Consider the following 17509-nt stretch of genomic DNA (forward strand, 5'->3'; position numbering starts at 1 on the left):
GTGGCGGCGGCGCTCGACGGCTTCCTCGAGATGCTGGCCGCCGAACGGGGGCACGCGGGCAACACGCTGCTCGCCTATCGCCGCGATCTCGAGGATTTCGCCGCCTGGCAGGCGGGCCGCGGCGGGCCCGATATCGGCGCGGCGCCGGCCGACGCGCTGCGCGGCTACCTGGCCGGCATGGGCGCCGCCGGGATGGCGTCGGCGACGATCGCCCGGCGGCTTTCGGCGCTCCGGCAATATTACCGCTTCCTCTATGCCGAAGGCATTCGCGGTGACGATCCGAGCGCCGAGATCGACAGCCCGAAGCGCGGCCGGCGGCTGCCGAAGGCGATCGGCGAGGCCGAGGTCGACGCCCTGCTGGAAGCGGCCCGGGCGATCGAGGGCGCCGAGGGCGCGCGGCTCCGCTGCCTCCTGGAACTGCTCTACGCCACCGGGCTCCGGGTCAGCGAGCTTGTGACCCTGCCGTTCCCCCTGCTCCGCCGCGGCTCCCGCGTGCTGCTGGTCCGCGGCAAGGGCAACAAGGAGCGGATGGTCCCGCTTTCCGAGCCGGCGCTGGCCGCGCTCGAGGATTATCTGCCCCATCGCGAGCGCTTCCTCGCCGGGGCCGGGTCGCTGCGTTACCTGTTCCCGTCGCGCGGCGCGGACGGCCACCTGACCCGACAGCGGGTGCAGCAGCGCCTGAAGGCGCTGGCCGTGGCGGCGGGGATTCCGCCGGCGCGGATTTCCCCGCATGTGCTCCGGCATGCCTTTGCCACGCATCTGCTGAGCCACGGCGCCGATCTCCGCGCGGTGCAGAAGATGCTCGGCCATGCCGACATCTCGACCACCGAGATCTACACCCACGTCCTGGCCGAACGTCTGCAACGGCTGGTCCAGGATCATCACCCGCTGTCCGGGGGCTGAACGCCGCGCGATGTCCCCGGGTTGACAGCGAAGGCGGGCTCGCGCAACTTCGCGCGCGAAAACGCCTCAAGCGAAGGAAGATACCGATGAGCTTCAAGACCGTCGAGCCGGCGACGACACGCCTGAACCGTTGTGAACTGGCGGTTCCCGGCTCGAGCCCGCGGATGTTCGCGAAGGCGGCCGCCTCCGACGCCGACGTGGTCTTTCTCGATCTCGAGGATTCGGTATCGCCCGACGACAAGGCCGAGGCGCGCAAGAATGTCATCGGCGCGCTCCGGGATGTCGACTGGGGCGACAAGACGGTATCGGTCCGCATCAACGGCCTCGACACCCACTACATGTATCGCGACATCGTCGACGTGGTGGAGCAGGGCGGCGAGCGCCTCGACCTGATCATGATCCCGAAGGTCGGCACCGCCTCGGACGTATACGCGGTCGACATGCTGATCACCCAGATCGAGACAGCGATCGGGCGGAAGAAGCGCATCGGCCTCGAGATGATCATCGAGACCGCGCTCGGCATGCAGAATATCGGCGAGATCGCCGCCGCCAGCCCGCGCAACGAGAGCCTGCATTTCGGCGTCGCCGACTATTCCGCCTCGACCCGGGCGAGGACCACCGGCATCGGCGGCCCGAACCCGCTGTACGGCGTCCTGACCGACCCGGACGACGCGGGCCGGCGCGAGTATCACTGGGGCGACATGTGGCATTACGCGATCTCGCGGATGGTCGTCGCGGCGCGGGCCAACGGGCTCCGGCCGATCGACGGACCGTTCGGCGATTTCAGCGACGAGGCCGGTTTCCGGGCGCATGCCAACCGGGCCGCGATCCTCGGTTGCGAGGGCAAGTGGGCGATCCATCCGAAGCAGATCGGACCGACCAACGAGGTGATGACCCCGGCAGTGGCCGAAGTCGAGAAGGCGCGCCGGATCCTGGCGGCGATGGAGCAGGCGAAGCGGGATGGCCAGGGCGCGGTGGCGCTCGACGGCAAGCTCATCGACCTCGCCTCGATCCGCCAGGCGGAAGCGATGGTGGCGCAGGCGGAGGCGATCGCCGCCCGTGGCTGAGGGCGACGACAGGCAAGAACGGGCTGCTATGGATCATTTCCTGGAATTCGAGAAGCCGATCGCCGAGCTCGAGGGCAAGATCGGCGAATTGAGCCGCCTGATCGAGGCCGGCGACGACAATCTCGAACGTGAGCTCGAGCGGCTGCGCGCGCGCGCCGACCAGCTCATCCGGCAAACCTATGCCAAGCTCGATCCCTGGCAGAAGACCCAGGTTGCACGCCATACCGGGCGGCCGAAATTCGCCGAGTACGCCGATCGCCTGATCACCGACTTCACGCCGCTCGCCGGCGATCGCGGGTTCGCCGACGACAAGGCGATCATCGGCGGGCCCGGCCGTTTTCGCGGCCGCGCCGTCATGGTGATCGGAACGGAAAAGGGTTCGGGCACGGACGGCCGGCTCGAGCATAATTTCGGCATGGCCCGGCCGGAAGGCTATCGCAAGGCCCAGCGCCTGATGGACATGGCCGACAGGTTCAACCTGCCGGTGCTGACCTTCATCGACACGATGGGCGCCTATCCCGGCATCGGCGCCGAGGAACGCGGCCAGGCCCAGGCCATTGCCCGGACCATCGAGGTCAGCCTCGGCCTCGGCGTGCCGGTGATCGCGGCGGTCGTGGGCGAGGGCGGTTCGGGCGGCGCGGTGGCGCTGGCGACCGCCAACCGGGTGCTGATCTTCGAGCACGCGATCTATTCGGTGATCTCGCCGGAAGGCTGCGCCTCGATCCTCTGGCAGACCAACGACAAGGCCCGCGACGCGGCGATCGCGCTGAAACTGACGGCGCAGGACCTGGAGAAGCTCAAGGTCGTCGATGCGGTGGTGAAGGAACCCGTGGGCGGCGCCCATCGCGATCCGGAGACTGCCATCGACGCGCTCGGTGACGCCATCGACGCGGCGTTGAAGCCGCTGCTCGCCATGGATGCGGCCGCGCTGCGCCAGGATCGCCGCCAGAAGTTCCTCGAACTCGGCCGCAAGGGTCTCTGAGTTCCGGTCCGCTGTTCCGTACCGTGCCGAAATGGCGAACTGTCGGGAAAATTTCCAATCCGGCGTTGCCTTGCCGGCGATCCCGCTATGCGACAAATTCCAGATAGTTGTCTAATTAATTGATTTCAAATGGACTCGCGCGAAGGGTGAGTTCGGGCGCACTTTGGCGCGAATATTGCTGCATTCTCCGCATGACCGACTGGAAGGCATCATGCGAGGAACTGGAAATGAATTCAAAGCATCTCCCTTACAGCAAGCGGCGCAAGGCTCGCGCGCGTACCGCGACGGGCATTGTATCGGCGACGCTGGCCGCCGGTGTGTCGCTGCTGGCGATCAATGCGCATGCGACCGTGGTCACCGATGGCCTGGTGTTTCCGAACCTGGAGGTGACCCCGACCGGCACGAGCCAGATCAACGTCGGGTTTGCCAATAATCCGGGTGAGCTGGAGGTCAATGCCAGCACGGCCGGAAACGGCTTCACCGAGGTTACCGGCTCGGCCCTTCTGGTCGGAAACGGCAGTTCGGGCCCCGGCGCAACCGGCGAGGTCAGGATCATCGGCGACGGGACGTCCGGCTCCGCGAAGATCTCGATCAGTTCCGGTGTCGGCGCCCGCATAGGGTTCGGTGAGGCGGGCACCCTCGCGATCAGCCAGGGCGGCGTCCTGGAAGGCGTCGGCAGCGTTCATCTGGGCGAGAACGGGCTTTCCGGAACGAACGGCTCATCGATGACGACCGTCGACGGCGCCGGGTCGATCCTCCGCGTCACCAACGAGATCAACAGTGGCGCCCGCCTCTATGTCCCCTTCGAATCCGTCGACAGCGAACTGAATGTCACCAATGGCGGACGGGTCGAGGCGGTCGGCGGCGACATCGACAATTTCGAGCAGGGCGCCGTCTTCGTCGGCAATTTCGACGACCGCTCTGCCAATGTGGAGGTCAATGTCACCGGTCAGGGTTCGGTGATGGAGGCGACGCACGGCATCTTCGTGCAGCAGGGTTATGGCAGTGCGACCGTCAACATCACCGACGGCGGCGCGGTCAGCCAGCTTCAGGAGGGCTTCTTCTTCAACGGCATGGTCCAGCCCGGGATCGCGATCGATTCCTTCGAGGCCAATGGCGCGCAGGTCAACGTCAGCGGCGTTTCGGGCGGCGGTACCGCGTCGAGCCTGAACGCGGTCACCGATATCCAGCTCGGCGCCGATCGGGCGGTCTACGGATTCACCGCGAGCGGCGAGCCGCGCATTCTCTACGACGACAATACCATCCAGGAGGGGCAGCAGGTCAGGGACGTGAACGGCGAGCTGCTGTTCAACCAGAACGGCGATCCGGTGCTTGCCGTCAATACCGAACTGTTTCCCGGGTTCTTCCTCCTCCTGCCCGATACCTTCGGCAGCGACTTCCGGGTCAGGACCACGGGTCACCTGCTGGCCGAGAATGGCGGCGAGATCAATACGCTGGGTGACATCAACGTCTCGACCGACAGCGACGCGATGTCGGTCAGCGGCCAGCCCTCGACGCTGACCGTCCGCGATGGCGGCGTCGTCAACGCGCAGAACATCAACGTCAACAAGGACGGCCTGCTGAACGGCGGCAACGGCATCATCAACGCGAACGTGAATGTCAACGGCGGCACCGTCGCGCCGGGCAACTCGCCGGGCACGATGTTCATAAACGGCGACGTCAACCTGAATGACGGCTTCCTCGACCTCGAGATCGAGGCCGGCTTGCAGGACCTGATCGACATCGCCGGCGACCTGTTCATCGGCGAGGATTTCGTCATCAACCTGATCTTCGGCTTCGATCCGGTCGACGAGGTCTTCAACCTCGCGGATTTCTTCAGCGCCGATAACATCTTCAGCGACTTCAGCCTGAACAACCTGACGGTGGCCGGCCTCGGCAATGCCGCGAAGCTGACCATCATCGGCTTCGCCGGCGGCCAGGTCAGCATCGACAATACCGCCCAGGTGCCGGAGCCGGCCGCCCTGCTCATCTTCGGCGCCGGCCTTGCCGGTCTGATGGTGGTTCGGCGGCGTCGCAAGACGGCCTGAGCCGGACGGTTGCGATAACGCGCGATGCGGCGGTCCCGGTCCCGGTCCCGGGGCCGCCGTTTTCGTGTGTCCGGGCGCGCTCGCTCAGCCGGCGAGCGCAAGGATCGCGGCGACCAGCGCCCAGACGGTCATGACGATCAGGATGACCGAGCCGATGGTCCAGAGATTGGCGCGCAGGTCGTGGGTGCGGGCGGTGAGATAGGCGGCGAAATGGGCGAGCCGCGCGACGACGTAGCCGTACAGGAGGATCTGCGCGAGCAGCAGCGGCGGCGCGGCCAGCACGAAGAGGAACCCGGCGACCAGGAAGAAGGGGATGTTCTCCAGGTCGTTCATGTGGATGCGGCGGATCCGCTCGACCCGTTCGTTCGGCGCCAGCTGCGCCGGGTCCGGGTTCGGGTTGAGCTTGGTCTGCCGGAGATCCTCGGGCGCGCGGTAACCGCCTTTCTCCTGGATCATCCGCAGGACGGTAAGCCACGACATGCCGACCGCCTTCAGGATCATCAGGCAGGCGGCGATCACGTAGGTCGCGAACAGGGGATTCTGCAGGCTCAGCATGTCCATGGTGATGTCCGTCCTGTCGATGTTGCGGGCTCGATATCCGGCGCCGGCATGAGAAGTTGCTCCAGCCCGCCGATGTCGTCGAGCACGACGTCGGCGATCCGGGCGAGCGCCGCCGCCGTCATGGTCCCGGTCAGGACGCCGACGCAGAGACCGGCGCCGGCCGCCCGGCCCATCTCGTGGTCGTGCGCATTGTCGCCGATCATCGCCACCTCGCGCGGCTCGAGACCGACCGTGGCGCAGAAGGCGTGCACCATGCCCGGGCCGGGCTTGGTGCCGTGGCCGCTGTCGAAGCCGCAGATGAAATCGAACGCCGCGGGCGCGACATCGACCGCGGCGAGTGTCGCGATCGCCCCCTCGTGGCTGTCCGAGGTGGCGAGACCGAGCCGGTAGCCGCGGGCGCGGAAGCGGCCAAGCAGCCGGTTGAGGTCGGTGACCGCGCGGGCATGATCGATGCAGGCCTGCGCGAACAGACTGTCCAGCCGGGCGGCGAAATCGCCGAGCCGTGCCGCGTCCGAAATGCCGAGCGCCGGGGCCCAGCTGGCGGCGATTTCCGGGCTCGTGCCGCAGGCCAGGGTCGACGCCGGGTCGAGCCGGTCGCCGACGAGCCCGGAGCCGGCGAGCAGCCGTTCGGCAAGCGCGGCGTCGCCGTCCGCCACCGCCAGCGCCGCCGACCGGTATCCCGGGACCCAGGTGCTCATGTAGTCGATCAGCGTCCCGTCCTTGTCGAACAGGAGGCCGCGAATGGCGTCCACGATAAGCCGGTCCTCCGGAATTCCAGGGTCCGATCGGCCGGCGCGTTCGCGCTCGCCCCACCGGACGGCTATAGTCTCCGCCTGCCAGAATAGCCGAGGCCCGATCATGACCCAACTGCCGACGCAAAAGCTTTTCATCGGCGGCGCCTTCGTCGAGGCGCTCTCCGGCAAACGGTTCCGCTCGCTCAACCCGGCGACCAACGAACTCCTCTGCGAGGTCGAATCGGCCGGCGAGGCCGATGTCGAGCGTGCCGTCGCGGCGGCGGCCGAGGGCTTCCGTGTCTGGTCGACGACGGCGCCGGTCGAGCGCGGCCGGGTGCTGCGGCGCGCGGCCGACATCCTGCGCGAACGGAACGACGAGATCGCCCGGCTCGAGGTCATGGACTGCGGCAAGCCGATCAGCGAAAGCCTGACCGACGACGCGCTCTCGGCGGCCGATGCGATCGAGTTCTTTGCCGGCCTGGCGCCGGCGATCGCGGGCGAGCATTTCGACCTGCCCGGCGCGGTCGGCTTCACCCGGAGGGAGCCGCTCGGCGTCTGCCTCGGGATCGGCGCCTGGAACTATCCGATCCAGATCGCCGGCTGGAAATCGGCGCCGGCCCTGGCCGCCGGCAACGCCATGATCTTCAAGCCCTCCGAGATGACGCCGGTGAGCGCCGGTCTGCTGGCCGAGGTCTATCGCGACGCCGGGTTGCCGGCCGGGGTCTTCAACGTCGTTCATGGCGAGCGCGAGGCCGGCGCGCTGCTGGTTGCCCATCCGGGCATCGCCAAGGTCTCGCTGACCGGCTCCGACGTGACCGGGCGGCGGGTCATGGCGGATGCCGCGGCGACGCTCAAGCAGGTGACGATGGAACTCGGCGGCAAGTCGCCGCTGATCGTCTTCGATGACGCCGATCTGGATGCCGCGGTCGGCGGCGCGATGCTGGGGAACTTCTATACGCAGGGGGAGATCTGCACCAACGGCACCCGGGTCTTCGTGCAGCGCGGCGTCCATGACGCCTTCCTCGATAGGCTGGTGGAGCGGACCCGGAAGATCCGCATCGGCGATCCGCTCGACCCGGAAACGCAGATGGGGGCACTGATCAGCACCGAACACCTGGAACGGGTCGAGGGGCATGTGGCCCGGGGCATCGCCGAGGGGGCGCGGCTGGTGCTGGGCGGCCGGCGGCCTCAGGGACCGGGGCTGGAGCAGGGCAATTTCTACGAGCCGACGATCTTCGCCGACTGCCGCGACGACATGCGGATCGTCCGCGAGGAGATCTTCGGGCCGGTCATGTCGGTGCTGGTCTTCGACGACGAGGACGAGGCGGTGGCGCGCGCCAACGACACGAAGTTCGGCCTCGCCGCCGGCCTCTATACCCGCGACCTGGCACGCGCCCACCGGGTCGTCGCCCGGCTCGCCGCCGGGGTCTGCTGGGTCAATGCCTATAACCTGACCCCGGTCAACATGCCGTTCGGCGGCTACAAGCAGTCCGGCCTCGGCCGCGAGAACGGCATGGCCGCGCTCGCCCATTTCACCCAGATCAAGAGCGTCTACGTGGCGCTCGCCGATCCGGGTGCCCCGTTCTGAGCGGCGTCGTCCGGCGTTCGAACCGCAGGCGGTTGCGGCGCCGGTTACCATCCATTAACGCTATCGCAAGGTCTGGGCGTCCAGAATCGGGACGGCTCGCATGGCGATTTGGCGGAACGAACTGACCCGAATGTTCGCGCATCTACTCTGTATCCTGGCTTACGGCGTCGTTGCCGTCGCGCTGGCGGTTGGCCTGCCGGACTATGTCCCGGCGCTCGAGCCAGTGATGGCCTATGGCGCCGGCGCGCTCGCCTTCCTGCTGTTCGCGCTGCTGCACGGGGCGCTTGCCCGGCGTGCGGAACGGAACGCGCTCTACGGCGAACTCGACGAACTGCGCGTCAACCTGAGCGAGGCGGAATTCCGCCTCGAACGGCAGTCCGAACTGCTCGACAGCCTGGCCGGCGACATCGCCTCGCAGGAAGCCCTCGGCAAGGAACTGGTACTGATCCGGAACCTGCTCGGGCAACTCGGCCGCAACACGGCACAGACCGCCCCGCAAGCCGACCCGACCCCTGCCGGACCCGCCGCCCGTGGCCAGCACCCCGAGAACGACGAGACGGACGACGACGAGGCGGAGGTCGCCGGGCCGCCGGCCCCGAAGGTCGATCCGGAACTCTCGGAAAGCGACGTCCTCAACATCGTTCGCTGGGCGCTGAAGGAGAACCGCGTCGATCTCTACCTCCAGCCAGTGGTCAGCCTGCCGCAGCGGAAGATCCACTATTACGAGGCCTTTTCGCGGATCCGCGGGCCGCGCGGCCAGATCATCGAGCCGGGGCAGTATCTGAAGCTGGCGGCGGACGCCGGCCTGCTGCCGACGATCGACAACCTGCTGCTGTTCCGTTGCGTCCAGCTTGTCCGCCGCATCCGCCGCGGCCGCAATCGCGAACAGGGGCCGTCCTTCTTCGTCAACATCTCCTCCCATGCGCTGGCCGACGAGCAGTTCTTCCCGCAGTTCACGGAGTTCCTGGAACTGCACCGGGATCTCGCCCACAGCATGATCTTCGAACTCTCCCAGGCCGACCTGATCGCCAACCAGGAGACGGTCGGGCCGCATCTCCGGCGGCTCTTCGAACTCGGCTTCGCCTTCTCGATCGACCACGTGACGCGGCTCGACTTCGACTACAAGGCGCTCGCCGAACGTGGCTTCCAGTACATGAAGATCGACGCCGGCGCCCTGCTCGGCGAGGCGGACGGGGTGCGCAGCGATATCCAGATGGCCGATGTCCAGCAGGCGCTGGCGCGGGCCGGCATCCAGCTCATCGCCGGCAAGGTCGAGCACGAGGACACGGTGATCGGCCTGCTCGACGTCGATATCGCCTTCGGCCAGGGCTACCTGTTCGGCCGGCCGAAGCGGTCCCAGGACGACATCGACGAGGGACGGGCGGCGGCTGCCGGTTGACCGCGCGCGCGGCGGCAATTAAGCCGGGCCGTCCGCATCGTTCCGAAGGTTCCCGACATGACACTCCGCATCCTCGACGGTCTCTCGGCCATCGCCGGCGACTATGACGGTTTCGTGGTCGATCTCTGGGGGGTCGTCCACAACGGGGTCGAGGCGTACCGGGAAGCGGTCGATTGCATGCACCGCATGCGGGCCGGGGGCAAGCCGGTGCTGCTGCTCTCGAACGCGCCGCGACGCTCCGACCGGGTGACCCCGCGGCTCCGCGGGCTCGGCGTGCCGGACGATGCCTATGACGATATCCTGACCTCGGGCGATGCCACGCGTGACGCGCTGGCCAGCCGTGACGACGCCTGGCACGCGGCGCTCGGACGGCGTTTCTACCAGGTCGGGCCGGAGCGCGATTTCGGCCTGCTCGACGGTCTCGACTATGTCCGCGTCCACGATCTCGCCGACGCCGATTTCGTGCTGATGAGCGGCCTCGTGGACGACGACCGGGAAGGGCCCGAGGATTACCGCGGGCTGCTCGGCCAGGCGCTCGAGCGCGGCCTGCCGATGATCTGCGTCAATCCGGACGTCCTCGTCATGCGCGGCCCGAAATGGATCTATTGCGGCGGCGCCCTGGCCGAGCTCTATCGGGAGATGGGCGGCGACGTGACCTTCCACGGCAAGCCCTATTCGCGGGTCTATGCCGAGTGCGCCCGGCGCATGGAGCGGCTTCTCGGGCGTTCGGTCGCGCCGGCCCGTCTGCTTGCCATCGGTGACAACCTGAACACCGACATCAGGGGTGCCAATGCCTTCGGCCTCGCCTCGGTGCTGGTCGCCGACGGCTTCCACGGTTCGGAGTGGGGCGAGGCGCTGGTCAGGGCGCCGGATCCGGCGGCCCTGGAACAGCACATGGTCAGCGCCGGCGCCCGACCGGACGCGGTTATCGTCCGCCTGCGCTGGTAGCGCCGCGCGCAGACAACAGGGTCGCCACCAGCTCGGCGAAGCCGGCGCCGCCCGCGGACGGCGTAACATAGGCCGGCAGGGCGGCGATCCGGTCGGCGAAGGCGGCCACGTTGGCGACCCCGACCGCATGCGGGAAGGCGGCGAACATCGGCGCGTCGTTCGGTGAATCGCCGACGAAGACGATCTGCTCGGCGGCCGTCCGGATGTCGATGCCGAAGCATTCGCGGAGCATCCGGCCGCTCATGCCGAGCTTGTCATAGGCGCCGAACCAGCCGTTGACGTGGATCGAGCTGACCTTGGCCTCCGCGCCTTCGGCCTCGAAGGCGGCGACGATGGCGGCGATCGCCGCGTCGTCGAGCGGCCCGGTATCCTCGGCGAAATCGATCGCCAGGTCGGCGACCCGGAAGGGCTGGTCGGCGGCCACCCCGGCGCCCGGCACGGCGGCCGGGATCGTCTTCGCCAGCGCCTCCAGCTTCACCCTGTCCGCCGCCCGTTCGGCGTCGGACTTCCAGTAACGCCGGATCATCCGCCGGCCGGCAGGGTCGTAGCGGTAGAAGAAGGCGCCGTTCTCGCCGACAACCCCGTCGACCGGCCATATCCGGGCGATCAGGTCGCACCAGCCGGCCGGGCGGCCGGTCACCGGCACGACGATCAGCCCGGCGGCCTGTGCCGCCTCGAGCGCCGCGTAGGCGGTCGCCGGCAGCCGGCCACGCAGGGTCAGCGTGTCGTCGATGTCGCACAGCAGGCAGCGGATACCGGCCCGGGCGGCGGCCGGGAAGGCGGCGAGCGGCTTCATGTCACCGCCCCGCGCACGGCGAAGCGCGGCGCCCGGTAGCGGCCCTCCCGCAGGATCCGCTCAAGCGCGGCGACCGCGTCATGGATGTCGACATGGCGGGTATAGAGCGGCGTGAAGCCGAAGCGCATCAGGTCCGGTTCGCGGAAATCGCCGATGACGCCGGCCTCGATCAGCGCCTGGACGATCGCGTAGCCGTCGGGATGGCGGACCGAGACATGGCTGCCGCGCTCGGCATCGACGCGCGGCGTGACGATCTCCAGCCCGTAGGCGCGGTCGAGGCCGTCGACGAGGGCCATGAACTGCCGCGCCAGCGCCAGGCTTTTCTCGCGGACCCGGGCCGGATCGACATCCCGCCAGATGTCGAGCGCGTGGTCGAGGGCGGCGAGGCTCAGGATCGGCGGCGTGCCGCAGAGGAAGCGGGCGACCCCGGGCGCCGGCCGATAGGCGCGGTCGAAGGCGAACGGCGCGGCATGGCCCATCCAGCCGGTCAGCGGCGAGACGACGGCGTCCTGCAGGCGGCGATTGACATAGAGGAAGGCGGTCGCGCCGGGTCCGCCGTTCAGATACTTGTAGCTGCAGCCGACGGCGAAATCGGCGTCGGCGTCATCGAGCGCCACCGGCAGGGCGCCGGCGCTGTGCGCCAGGTCCCAGACGATCAGCGCGCCGGCGGCGTGCGCCGCCCGGGTGATCGCCGCCATGTCGTGCAGCCGGCCGCTTTTGAAATCGACATGGCTGAGCGCGACGACGGCGACGTTCCTGTCGAGTGCGGCGGGAATCTCGGCGACCGGGCAGAGGCGGAACTCGGCGCCGATCCCGGCCGCCGCGAGGCCCTGGGCCATGTAGAGATCGGTCGGGAAATTCTCCGGGTCCGACAGGATCACCGTGCGGCCCGGGCGGGCGGCAAGGGCCGCGGCCATCACCTTGAACAGGTTGATCGAGGTCGAATCCGCGGCGACCACCTGGCCCGGCGCGGCGCCGATCAGGGGCGCGATCTTCTCGCCGACGCGGACCGGCAGGTCGATCCAGCCGGCCCCGTTCCAACTCGTGATCAGGCCCCGGCCCCATTCCCCGGTGACGACCTCGGCAAGCCGTTCGGCGAGGCCCTCGGGCAGCGGCCCGAGACTGTTGCCGTCGAGATAGATCAGCCCGTCGGGGATCGCGAAGCGTTCGCGCGCGCCGGCCAGCGGATCCTCGCGGTCCAGGGCGAGAAAGCTCTCGCGGTCGGGAAGGGTCATTTCCGGCGCTCCGAACGGAAGGATTGCCGGAACCCTCGCCAATGCTCCGCCGTTTGACAAGGGGGAGTATCCCTCGCGCCGGCCGGTTAATCGGCGGTTAGCAGGTTGCGGCGACAATCGAGGTTGCTTGCAGGAGCGCGACTTTTCGCTATATTGCACTGCACAACGGCGGCCGGGCCTTGCTTTTCCCGTATCTGCCGCACCGTCGAAGGGAAGTGAGGCAAGGTAGATGTCGTTTCATGCGGAACTGCACGGTCACTATATCGAGGATCTCAACGTCGGGATGACGGAGATCTATTCGAAGACGGTCACCGATTCCGATATCGTCCTCTATTCCGGGGTCTCGGGCGACACCAATCCGCTTCACCTCGACGACGACTTCGCCAAGGAGACGATCTTCAAGGGGCGGATCGCGCACGGCATGCTGTCGGCCGGCCTGATCTCGGCGATCTTCGGCACCAAGCTGCCCGGCCCGGGGGCGATCTACGTCAGCCAGTCGCTGCGCTTCAAGGCGCCGGTCCGTTCCGGCGACACGGTCGTCGCGCGGGTCACGGTGACCGATGTCGCGGCCGAAAAGAAGCGCGTCACGTTCGAATGCAGTTGTCATGTCGGCACGCGGCTTGTACTTGAAGGCGATGCCGTCCTTATGGTGCCGAGCCGCGACGGGGCTTGAGCGTCCGATTTTCCCGGCCCGGGGGCTTGAACCGGAACAATGCGCATCCTGCGCCATCCGACCGACACACCTGACGAGCTGAAGCGTGGCGTCGCCGCGCTCGGCAATTTCGACGGCGTGCATCTCGGCCATCGCTACCTGATCGGTCGTGCGCGTGCCATCGCCACCGGGCGTGGCATGCCGCTCTCGGTGGTCACCTTCGAACCGCATCCCCGCGAATTCTTCCTCGGCGACCAGCCCAACTTCCGGCTGACGCCGCTGCGCGCCAAGGCCAGGCAGCTCGAGACGCTCGGCGTCGACCTGCTGGCAGCCCTGCATTTCGATCGCGGCTTCTCGGAACAAAGCCCGGAAACCTTCGTCCGCACGGTCCTTGTCGAGGGCCTGGACGTCCGGCATGTCGTGGTCGGCTACGATTTCGTCTTCGGGCACAAGCGGGCCGGCACCACCCAGGTCCTTACCGAGCTTGGCCATCGCTTCGGCTTCGGCGTCACCATCGTCGAGGCGGCCGGCCTCGACGGCGAGATCTATTCCTCGACCCGGGTCCGCAACCTGCTGGGCGAGGGCAGGCCCGACCGGGCGGCGGCGGTGCTCGGCCACTGGTGGGAGGTTTCCGGCCGGGTCGGGCACGGCGACGCGCGTGGCCGGACGATCGGCTTCCCGACCGCCAACCTGTCGCTCGACGGTTTCCTGCAGCCGGCGCTCGGCGTCTATGCCGTTCGCGTCGCGATCGAGGAGGAGGGCGCGCGCGCGCCGCTCAACTGGCATGACGGGGTCGCCAACCTCGGGCGGCGACCGACGGTCGACGGCGAGGATGTCCGTCTCGAGGCGCATCTGTTCGATTTCGACGGCGATCTCTACGACCGCCACCTGCGGGTTGCCTTCGTCGCCCGCCTGCGGCCGGAGCAGAAATTCTCCGGCCTTGAAGAGCTGACCGGGCAGATTGCCCGCGACTGCCTGGCGGCGCGCGAAATCCTCGCCGATCCGGCCTATGCCGCGAACCGGTTCGACAACGCGGAAGCGGACGCGGTCAACCGCTGAAACAGCCCGCGCTGGCCGCTCGACAGCCGCCCGGCGCCTTGTTACAAGACGGATGCTATGTGCATGGAAACGGCAGACGCGGCCCTTGTCGCCCTTCGAATTATCGGCCCGGCTCTCGACTGAGGGGGCCGGGACGGCGCCTGACGACGCGCCGCAGCCCGAATGCATGATCCGGGCATCGCACAGACCGACAATCCGATAGCCAACGACGGGCACATCCCGATGACCAAAGACTACAAGGCAACGCTGTTCCTGCCGCAGACCGATTTCCCGATGAAGGCGGGTCTGCCGCAACGGGAGCCGGAATTCCTCGCCCGCTGGTACGAGATGGATCTCTACCGCCGGCTGCGCGAGCAGGCGAAGGGGCGCGAGCAGTTCATCCTTCATGACGGCCCGCCCTACGCCAACGGCAACATCCACATGGGCACCGCGATGAACAAGGTCCTCAAGGACGTTGTCGTGCGGACCCAGCAGATGCTCGGCAAGGACAGCAACTATGTCCCCGGCTGGGACTGCCACGGCCTGCCGATCGAATGGAAGATCGAGGAGCAGTATCGCGCCGCCGGCAAGAACAAGGACGACGTGCCGGTCGTCGAGTTCCGCCAGGAATGCCGCCAGTTCGCGCTCCATTGGCTCGATGTCCAGCGCGAGGAGTTCAAGCGCCTCGGCGTGATCGGCGACTGGGACAATCCCTACATGCCGATCAGGCCAGACTCGGAAAAGGTGATCGTCGGCGAGCTGCTGAAGTTCCTGATGAACGGCGGCCTCTACCGGGGCGCCAAGCCGGTGATGTGGTCGGTGGTCGAGAAGACGGCGCTCGCCGAGGCAGAGATCGAGTATCACGACCATACCTCGACGACGATCCATGTCCGCTTCCCGGTGGTGAAGGGGCCGGCCCCGTTCGCCGGCAACTCGATCGTGATCTGGACGACGACGCCCTGGACCATGCCCGGCAACCGGGCGATCGCCTTCGGCCCGGAGCTCGACTATGTCGGCATCGAGGTCGCGGCAGTGAAGGAGGGCGCGCTTGCCCGGGTCGGCGAGACCCTGTTCGTCGCCGCCGCGCTGCGCGAAGCGGTCGAGGCCGAGGTCGGGATCATGGCCTCGAAGATCGTCTGGGAAGGTCCCGGCAGCGCCTTCGAGGGTGTCGTCTGCCATCATCCTTTCCACGGACACGGCTACGATTTCGACGTGCCGCTGCTGCCGGGCGAGCATGTCACGGTCGAGCAGGGCACCGGCTTCGTCCATACCGCGCCCGGCCATGGCGAGGAGGATTACGTCGTCGGCATGCAGTTCGGCCTGGAAGTGCCGGAAACGGTCGACGAGGGCGGCCTGTTCATGCCCCATGTGCCGCTCTTCGCCGGCCAGCATGTCTTCAAGGCGAACGGCCCGGTGGCCGACAAGCTGCAGGAATTCGGCGCGCTGCTGCATCGCGGCAAGCTGGTCCATTCCTATCCCCATTCCTGGCGCTCCAAGGCGCCGCTGATCTTCCGCAACACGCCGCAATGGTTCGTCTCGATGGAGACCAACGACCTGCGCAAGACGGCGCTGGCCGAGATCGACCGGGTCAAGTGGTATCCGCCGCAGGGCCGGAACCGAATCCATTCGATGATCGAGAACCGCCCGGACTGGGTGCTGAGCCGGCAACGCAGCTGGGGCGTGCCGCTGACACTGTTCCTTGGCCGCGAGAGCCGCGAGCCCTTGCGCGATCCAGCGGTCAACGAGCGGATCCTCGAGATCATCGGCGCCGAGGGCGCCGATGCCTGGTTCTCGTCGCCGCCGGAACGCTTCCTTGGACCGGACCACGATCCGGCGGACTGGGAGATGCTCACCGACACGGTCGATGTCTGGTTCGATTCGGGCACCTCGCACGCCTATGTGCTGGAGACCCGCGAGGACCTGAAGACGCCGGCCTCGCTTTACCTGGAAGGCTCGGACCAGCATCGCGGCTGGTTCCATTCCTCGCTGCTGGAATCCTGCGGGACGCGCGGCCGGGCGCCCTACGAGGCGGTGCTGACGCACGGCTTCGTGCTCGACGGCGACGGCCGCAAGATGTCGAAGTCGCTCGGCAACACCGTTCTCCCGCAGGAGGTGATCGGCCAGTTCGGCGCCGATATCCTGCGCCTCTGGGTGGTCGCCTCGGACTTCACCGAGGATCTCCGGATCAGCCCCGAAATCCTGAAGTCGCAGGTCGACAGCTATCGCCGGCTGCGCAACACGCTGCGCTTCATCCTCGGCAACCTGGCCCGGTTCGACGAGCGCGAACGGCTGCCGGCGGCGGAGATGCCCGAGCTCGAACGCTGGGTGCTGAGCCGCCTTGCCGCGCTCGACGCCCAGGTGCGCGAGGCCTGCGAACGCTTCGATTTCCACCAGATCTTCGTCTCGGTCTACACCTTCTGCACGATCGAGCTGTCGTCCTTCTATCTCGATATCCGGAAAGACGCGCTCTATTGCGACGCGGCGGACTCGGTCCGCCGACGGGCCGCGCGAACAGTGCTCGACACGCTGTTCGACAGCCTGACCGCATGGCTTGCGCCGATCCTCTGCTTCACCGCCGAGGAGGCCTGGCAGACGCGCGGTACCGGGCCCGAGGAAAGCGTCCATCTGCGGCTCTTCCCGGAACTGCCGGCGGAATGGCGGGACCCGGCCCTCGACGCCCGCTGGGAGCGGATCCGGCGGATGCGCCGGGTGGTCACCGGCGCGCTCGAGATCGAGCGCCGCGAGAAGCGGATCGGCGCCAGCCTGCAGGCCCACCCGGTCGTGCATCTCTCGGCCGGGGACGCGGCGATCGCGCGCAGCGTCGATTTCGCCGAGCTCTGCATCACCTCGGGCGTCAGCGTCAGCGAGGCGGCGGCGCCGGACGACGCCTTCCGCATCGAGGATGTGGACGATGTCGCGGTGGTGCCGGGGCTTGCCGAGGGCAGCAAATGCCAGCGCTGCTGGATGGTGCTGCCGGACGTCGGCACGATCGCCGGGCATGACGATCTCTGTGGCCGCTGCGCCAGCGCGGTCGAGGCGGCCGACACGGTCGCCGCCTGAGCCCGGATGCTCGGGCCGGCACTGACGCTGGCGAGCCTGGTCGCCGGGATCGACCAGGTGGTGAAGTACCTGGTGCTCAGGGCGCTGATCGGGACTCCGTCGGGCTTCACCCTGATCCCGGGGGTCGACATCGCGCTGGTCTGGAACCGGGGGCTGGTCTTCGCCTTCCTGGCTAGCCCCTCGGCGCTTGCGCGCTGGGCCTTCGTGCTGCTCGCGCTGGTGCTCGTCAGCGCACTCGTTGCCTGGCTCGTCTGGGTTCGGCGCCCGGGCCTCGGCCTGGCGCTCGGCCTGATCGTCGGCGGCGCGCTCGGGAACGTCGTCGACCGGGTTATATACGGCGCGGTCGTTGACTATATCGACCTGTACAGTGGCGAGAGCCACTGGCCGGCCTTCAACCTTGCCGACGTCGCAATCCTCTCCGGTGTCGGCTTCCTGATCATCGACAGCCTGCTGCTGCGGCCCCTCGGCCGCGCCGGCCGGGCCCAGCCGAGCGGATAG

15 protein-coding genes are annotated in these 17509 nt (G+C 68.1%); 11 read left to right on the forward strand and 4 right to left on the reverse strand.

From position 1 onward, the window contains the following. The 4 genes from xerD (at window position 1) to OCH7691_RS06080 (ending at window position 5000) form a co-directional block, all read left to right on the forward strand. A complete protein-coding gene (xerD, locus tag OCH7691_RS06065; RefSeq protein WP_217807829.1) occupies window positions 1-903 on the forward strand; it encodes a site-specific tyrosine recombinase XerD in 903 nt (300 codons plus the stop codon). A gap of 86 nt (window positions 904-989) precedes the next feature. Beyond that, complete coding sequence (locus tag OCH7691_RS06070; protein WP_085882465.1) at window positions 990-1970, forward strand: HpcH/HpaI aldolase/citrate lyase family protein; 981 nt, start codon at window positions 990-992, stop codon at window positions 1968-1970. A 28-nt stretch (window positions 1971-1998) separates the two neighbouring features. Then, complete coding sequence (locus tag OCH7691_RS06075) at window positions 1999-2952, forward strand: acetyl-CoA carboxylase carboxyltransferase subunit alpha (RefSeq protein WP_085882466.1); 954 nt, start codon at window positions 1999-2001, stop codon at window positions 2950-2952. A 227-nt stretch (window positions 2953-3179) separates the two neighbouring features. Beyond that, window positions 3180-5000: a PEP-CTERM sorting domain-containing protein gene (locus OCH7691_RS06080; RefSeq protein ID WP_085883532.1), complete on the forward strand. Its 1821-nt coding sequence runs from the start codon at window positions 3180-3182 to the stop codon at window positions 4998-5000. Between the two features lie 84 nt (window positions 5001-5084). Here the strand turns inward: OCH7691_RS06080 and OCH7691_RS06085 are convergent, their stop codons facing one another. Then, window positions 5085-5561 (reverse strand): MAPEG family protein, encoded by a 477-nt coding sequence (locus tag OCH7691_RS06085; RefSeq protein WP_085882467.1) that lies wholly within the window; start codon window positions 5559-5561, stop codon window positions 5085-5087. Beyond that, window positions 5549-6313: an HAD family hydrolase gene (locus tag OCH7691_RS06090; RefSeq protein WP_217807830.1), complete on the reverse strand. Its 765-nt coding sequence runs from the start codon at window positions 6311-6313 to the stop codon at window positions 5549-5551. Before OCH7691_RS06090 ends, OCH7691_RS06085 begins: the two co-directional genes overlap by 13 nt. Window positions 6314-6419: 106 nt before the next feature. On the opposite strand from OCH7691_RS06090, the gene betB reads away from it, so the two are divergent. The 3 genes from betB to OCH7691_RS06105 all read left to right on the forward strand — a co-directional run bounded on the left by betB (window position 6420) and on the right by OCH7691_RS06105 (window position 10230). Then, complete coding sequence (gene betB, locus OCH7691_RS06095; protein WP_085882469.1) at window positions 6420-7883, forward strand: betaine-aldehyde dehydrogenase; 1464 nt, start codon at window positions 6420-6422, stop codon at window positions 7881-7883. Window positions 7884-8013: 130 nt separating this feature from the next. After that, window positions 8014-9282, forward strand: a complete 1269-nt coding sequence (locus tag OCH7691_RS06100) for an EAL domain-containing protein (RefSeq protein WP_176244943.1) — start codon at window positions 8014-8016, stop codon at window positions 9280-9282. Window positions 9283-9339: 57 nt separating this feature from the next. Further along, window positions 9340-10230, forward strand: coding sequence for a TIGR01459 family HAD-type hydrolase (locus OCH7691_RS06105; RefSeq protein ID WP_085882471.1), 891 nt, complete (start codon window positions 9340-9342; stop codon window positions 10228-10230). Here the strand turns inward: OCH7691_RS06105 and OCH7691_RS06110 are convergent. Continuing rightward, a complete protein-coding gene (locus OCH7691_RS06110) occupies window positions 10208-11026 on the reverse strand; it encodes an HAD-IIB family hydrolase (protein WP_085882472.1) in 819 nt (272 codons plus the stop codon). The two genes, OCH7691_RS06105 and OCH7691_RS06110, sit on opposite strands and share 23 nt — an antisense overlap. Further along, a complete protein-coding gene (gene kynU / locus OCH7691_RS06115; RefSeq protein WP_085882473.1) occupies window positions 11023-12261 on the reverse strand; it encodes a kynureninase in 1239 nt (412 codons plus the stop codon). The genes OCH7691_RS06110 and kynU overlap by 4 nt, the downstream gene beginning before the upstream one ends. Before the next feature lie 229 nt (window positions 12262-12490). Here kynU and OCH7691_RS06120 point away from each other — a divergent pair, with 229 nt between their 5' ends. The 4 genes from OCH7691_RS06120 to lspA all read left to right on the forward strand — a co-directional run bounded on the left by OCH7691_RS06120 (window position 12491) and on the right by lspA (window position 17509). After that, window positions 12491-12934 carry a MaoC family dehydratase gene (locus OCH7691_RS06120; protein WP_085882474.1) on the forward strand — a complete coding sequence of 148 codons (444 nt, stop codon included), beginning with the start codon at window positions 12491-12493 and terminating at the stop codon, window positions 12932-12934. A 39-nt stretch (window positions 12935-12973) separates the two neighbouring features. Continuing rightward, window positions 12974-13972 carry a bifunctional riboflavin kinase/FAD synthetase gene (locus OCH7691_RS06125; protein ID WP_085882475.1) on the forward strand — a complete coding sequence of 333 codons (999 nt, stop codon included), beginning with the start codon at window positions 12974-12976 and terminating at the stop codon, window positions 13970-13972. Window positions 13973-14194: 222 nt separating this feature from the next. Then, window positions 14195-17011 (forward strand): isoleucine--tRNA ligase, encoded by a 2817-nt coding sequence (ileS, locus tag OCH7691_RS06130; protein WP_085883533.1) that lies wholly within the window; start codon window positions 14195-14197, stop codon window positions 17009-17011. Window positions 17012-17017: 6 nt separating this feature from the next. Next, the gene (gene lspA / locus OCH7691_RS06135; RefSeq protein ID WP_085882476.1) at window positions 17018-17509 is read left to right on the forward strand and encodes a signal peptidase II; all 492 of its coding nucleotides are present in this window, start codon (window positions 17018-17020) and stop codon (window positions 17507-17509) included.

It is taken from the genome of Oceanibacterium hippocampi (genome assembly GCF_900172325.1).
Classification (GTDB): Bacteria; Pseudomonadota; Alphaproteobacteria; order Sneathiellales; family Sneathiellaceae; genus Oceanibacterium; species Oceanibacterium hippocampi.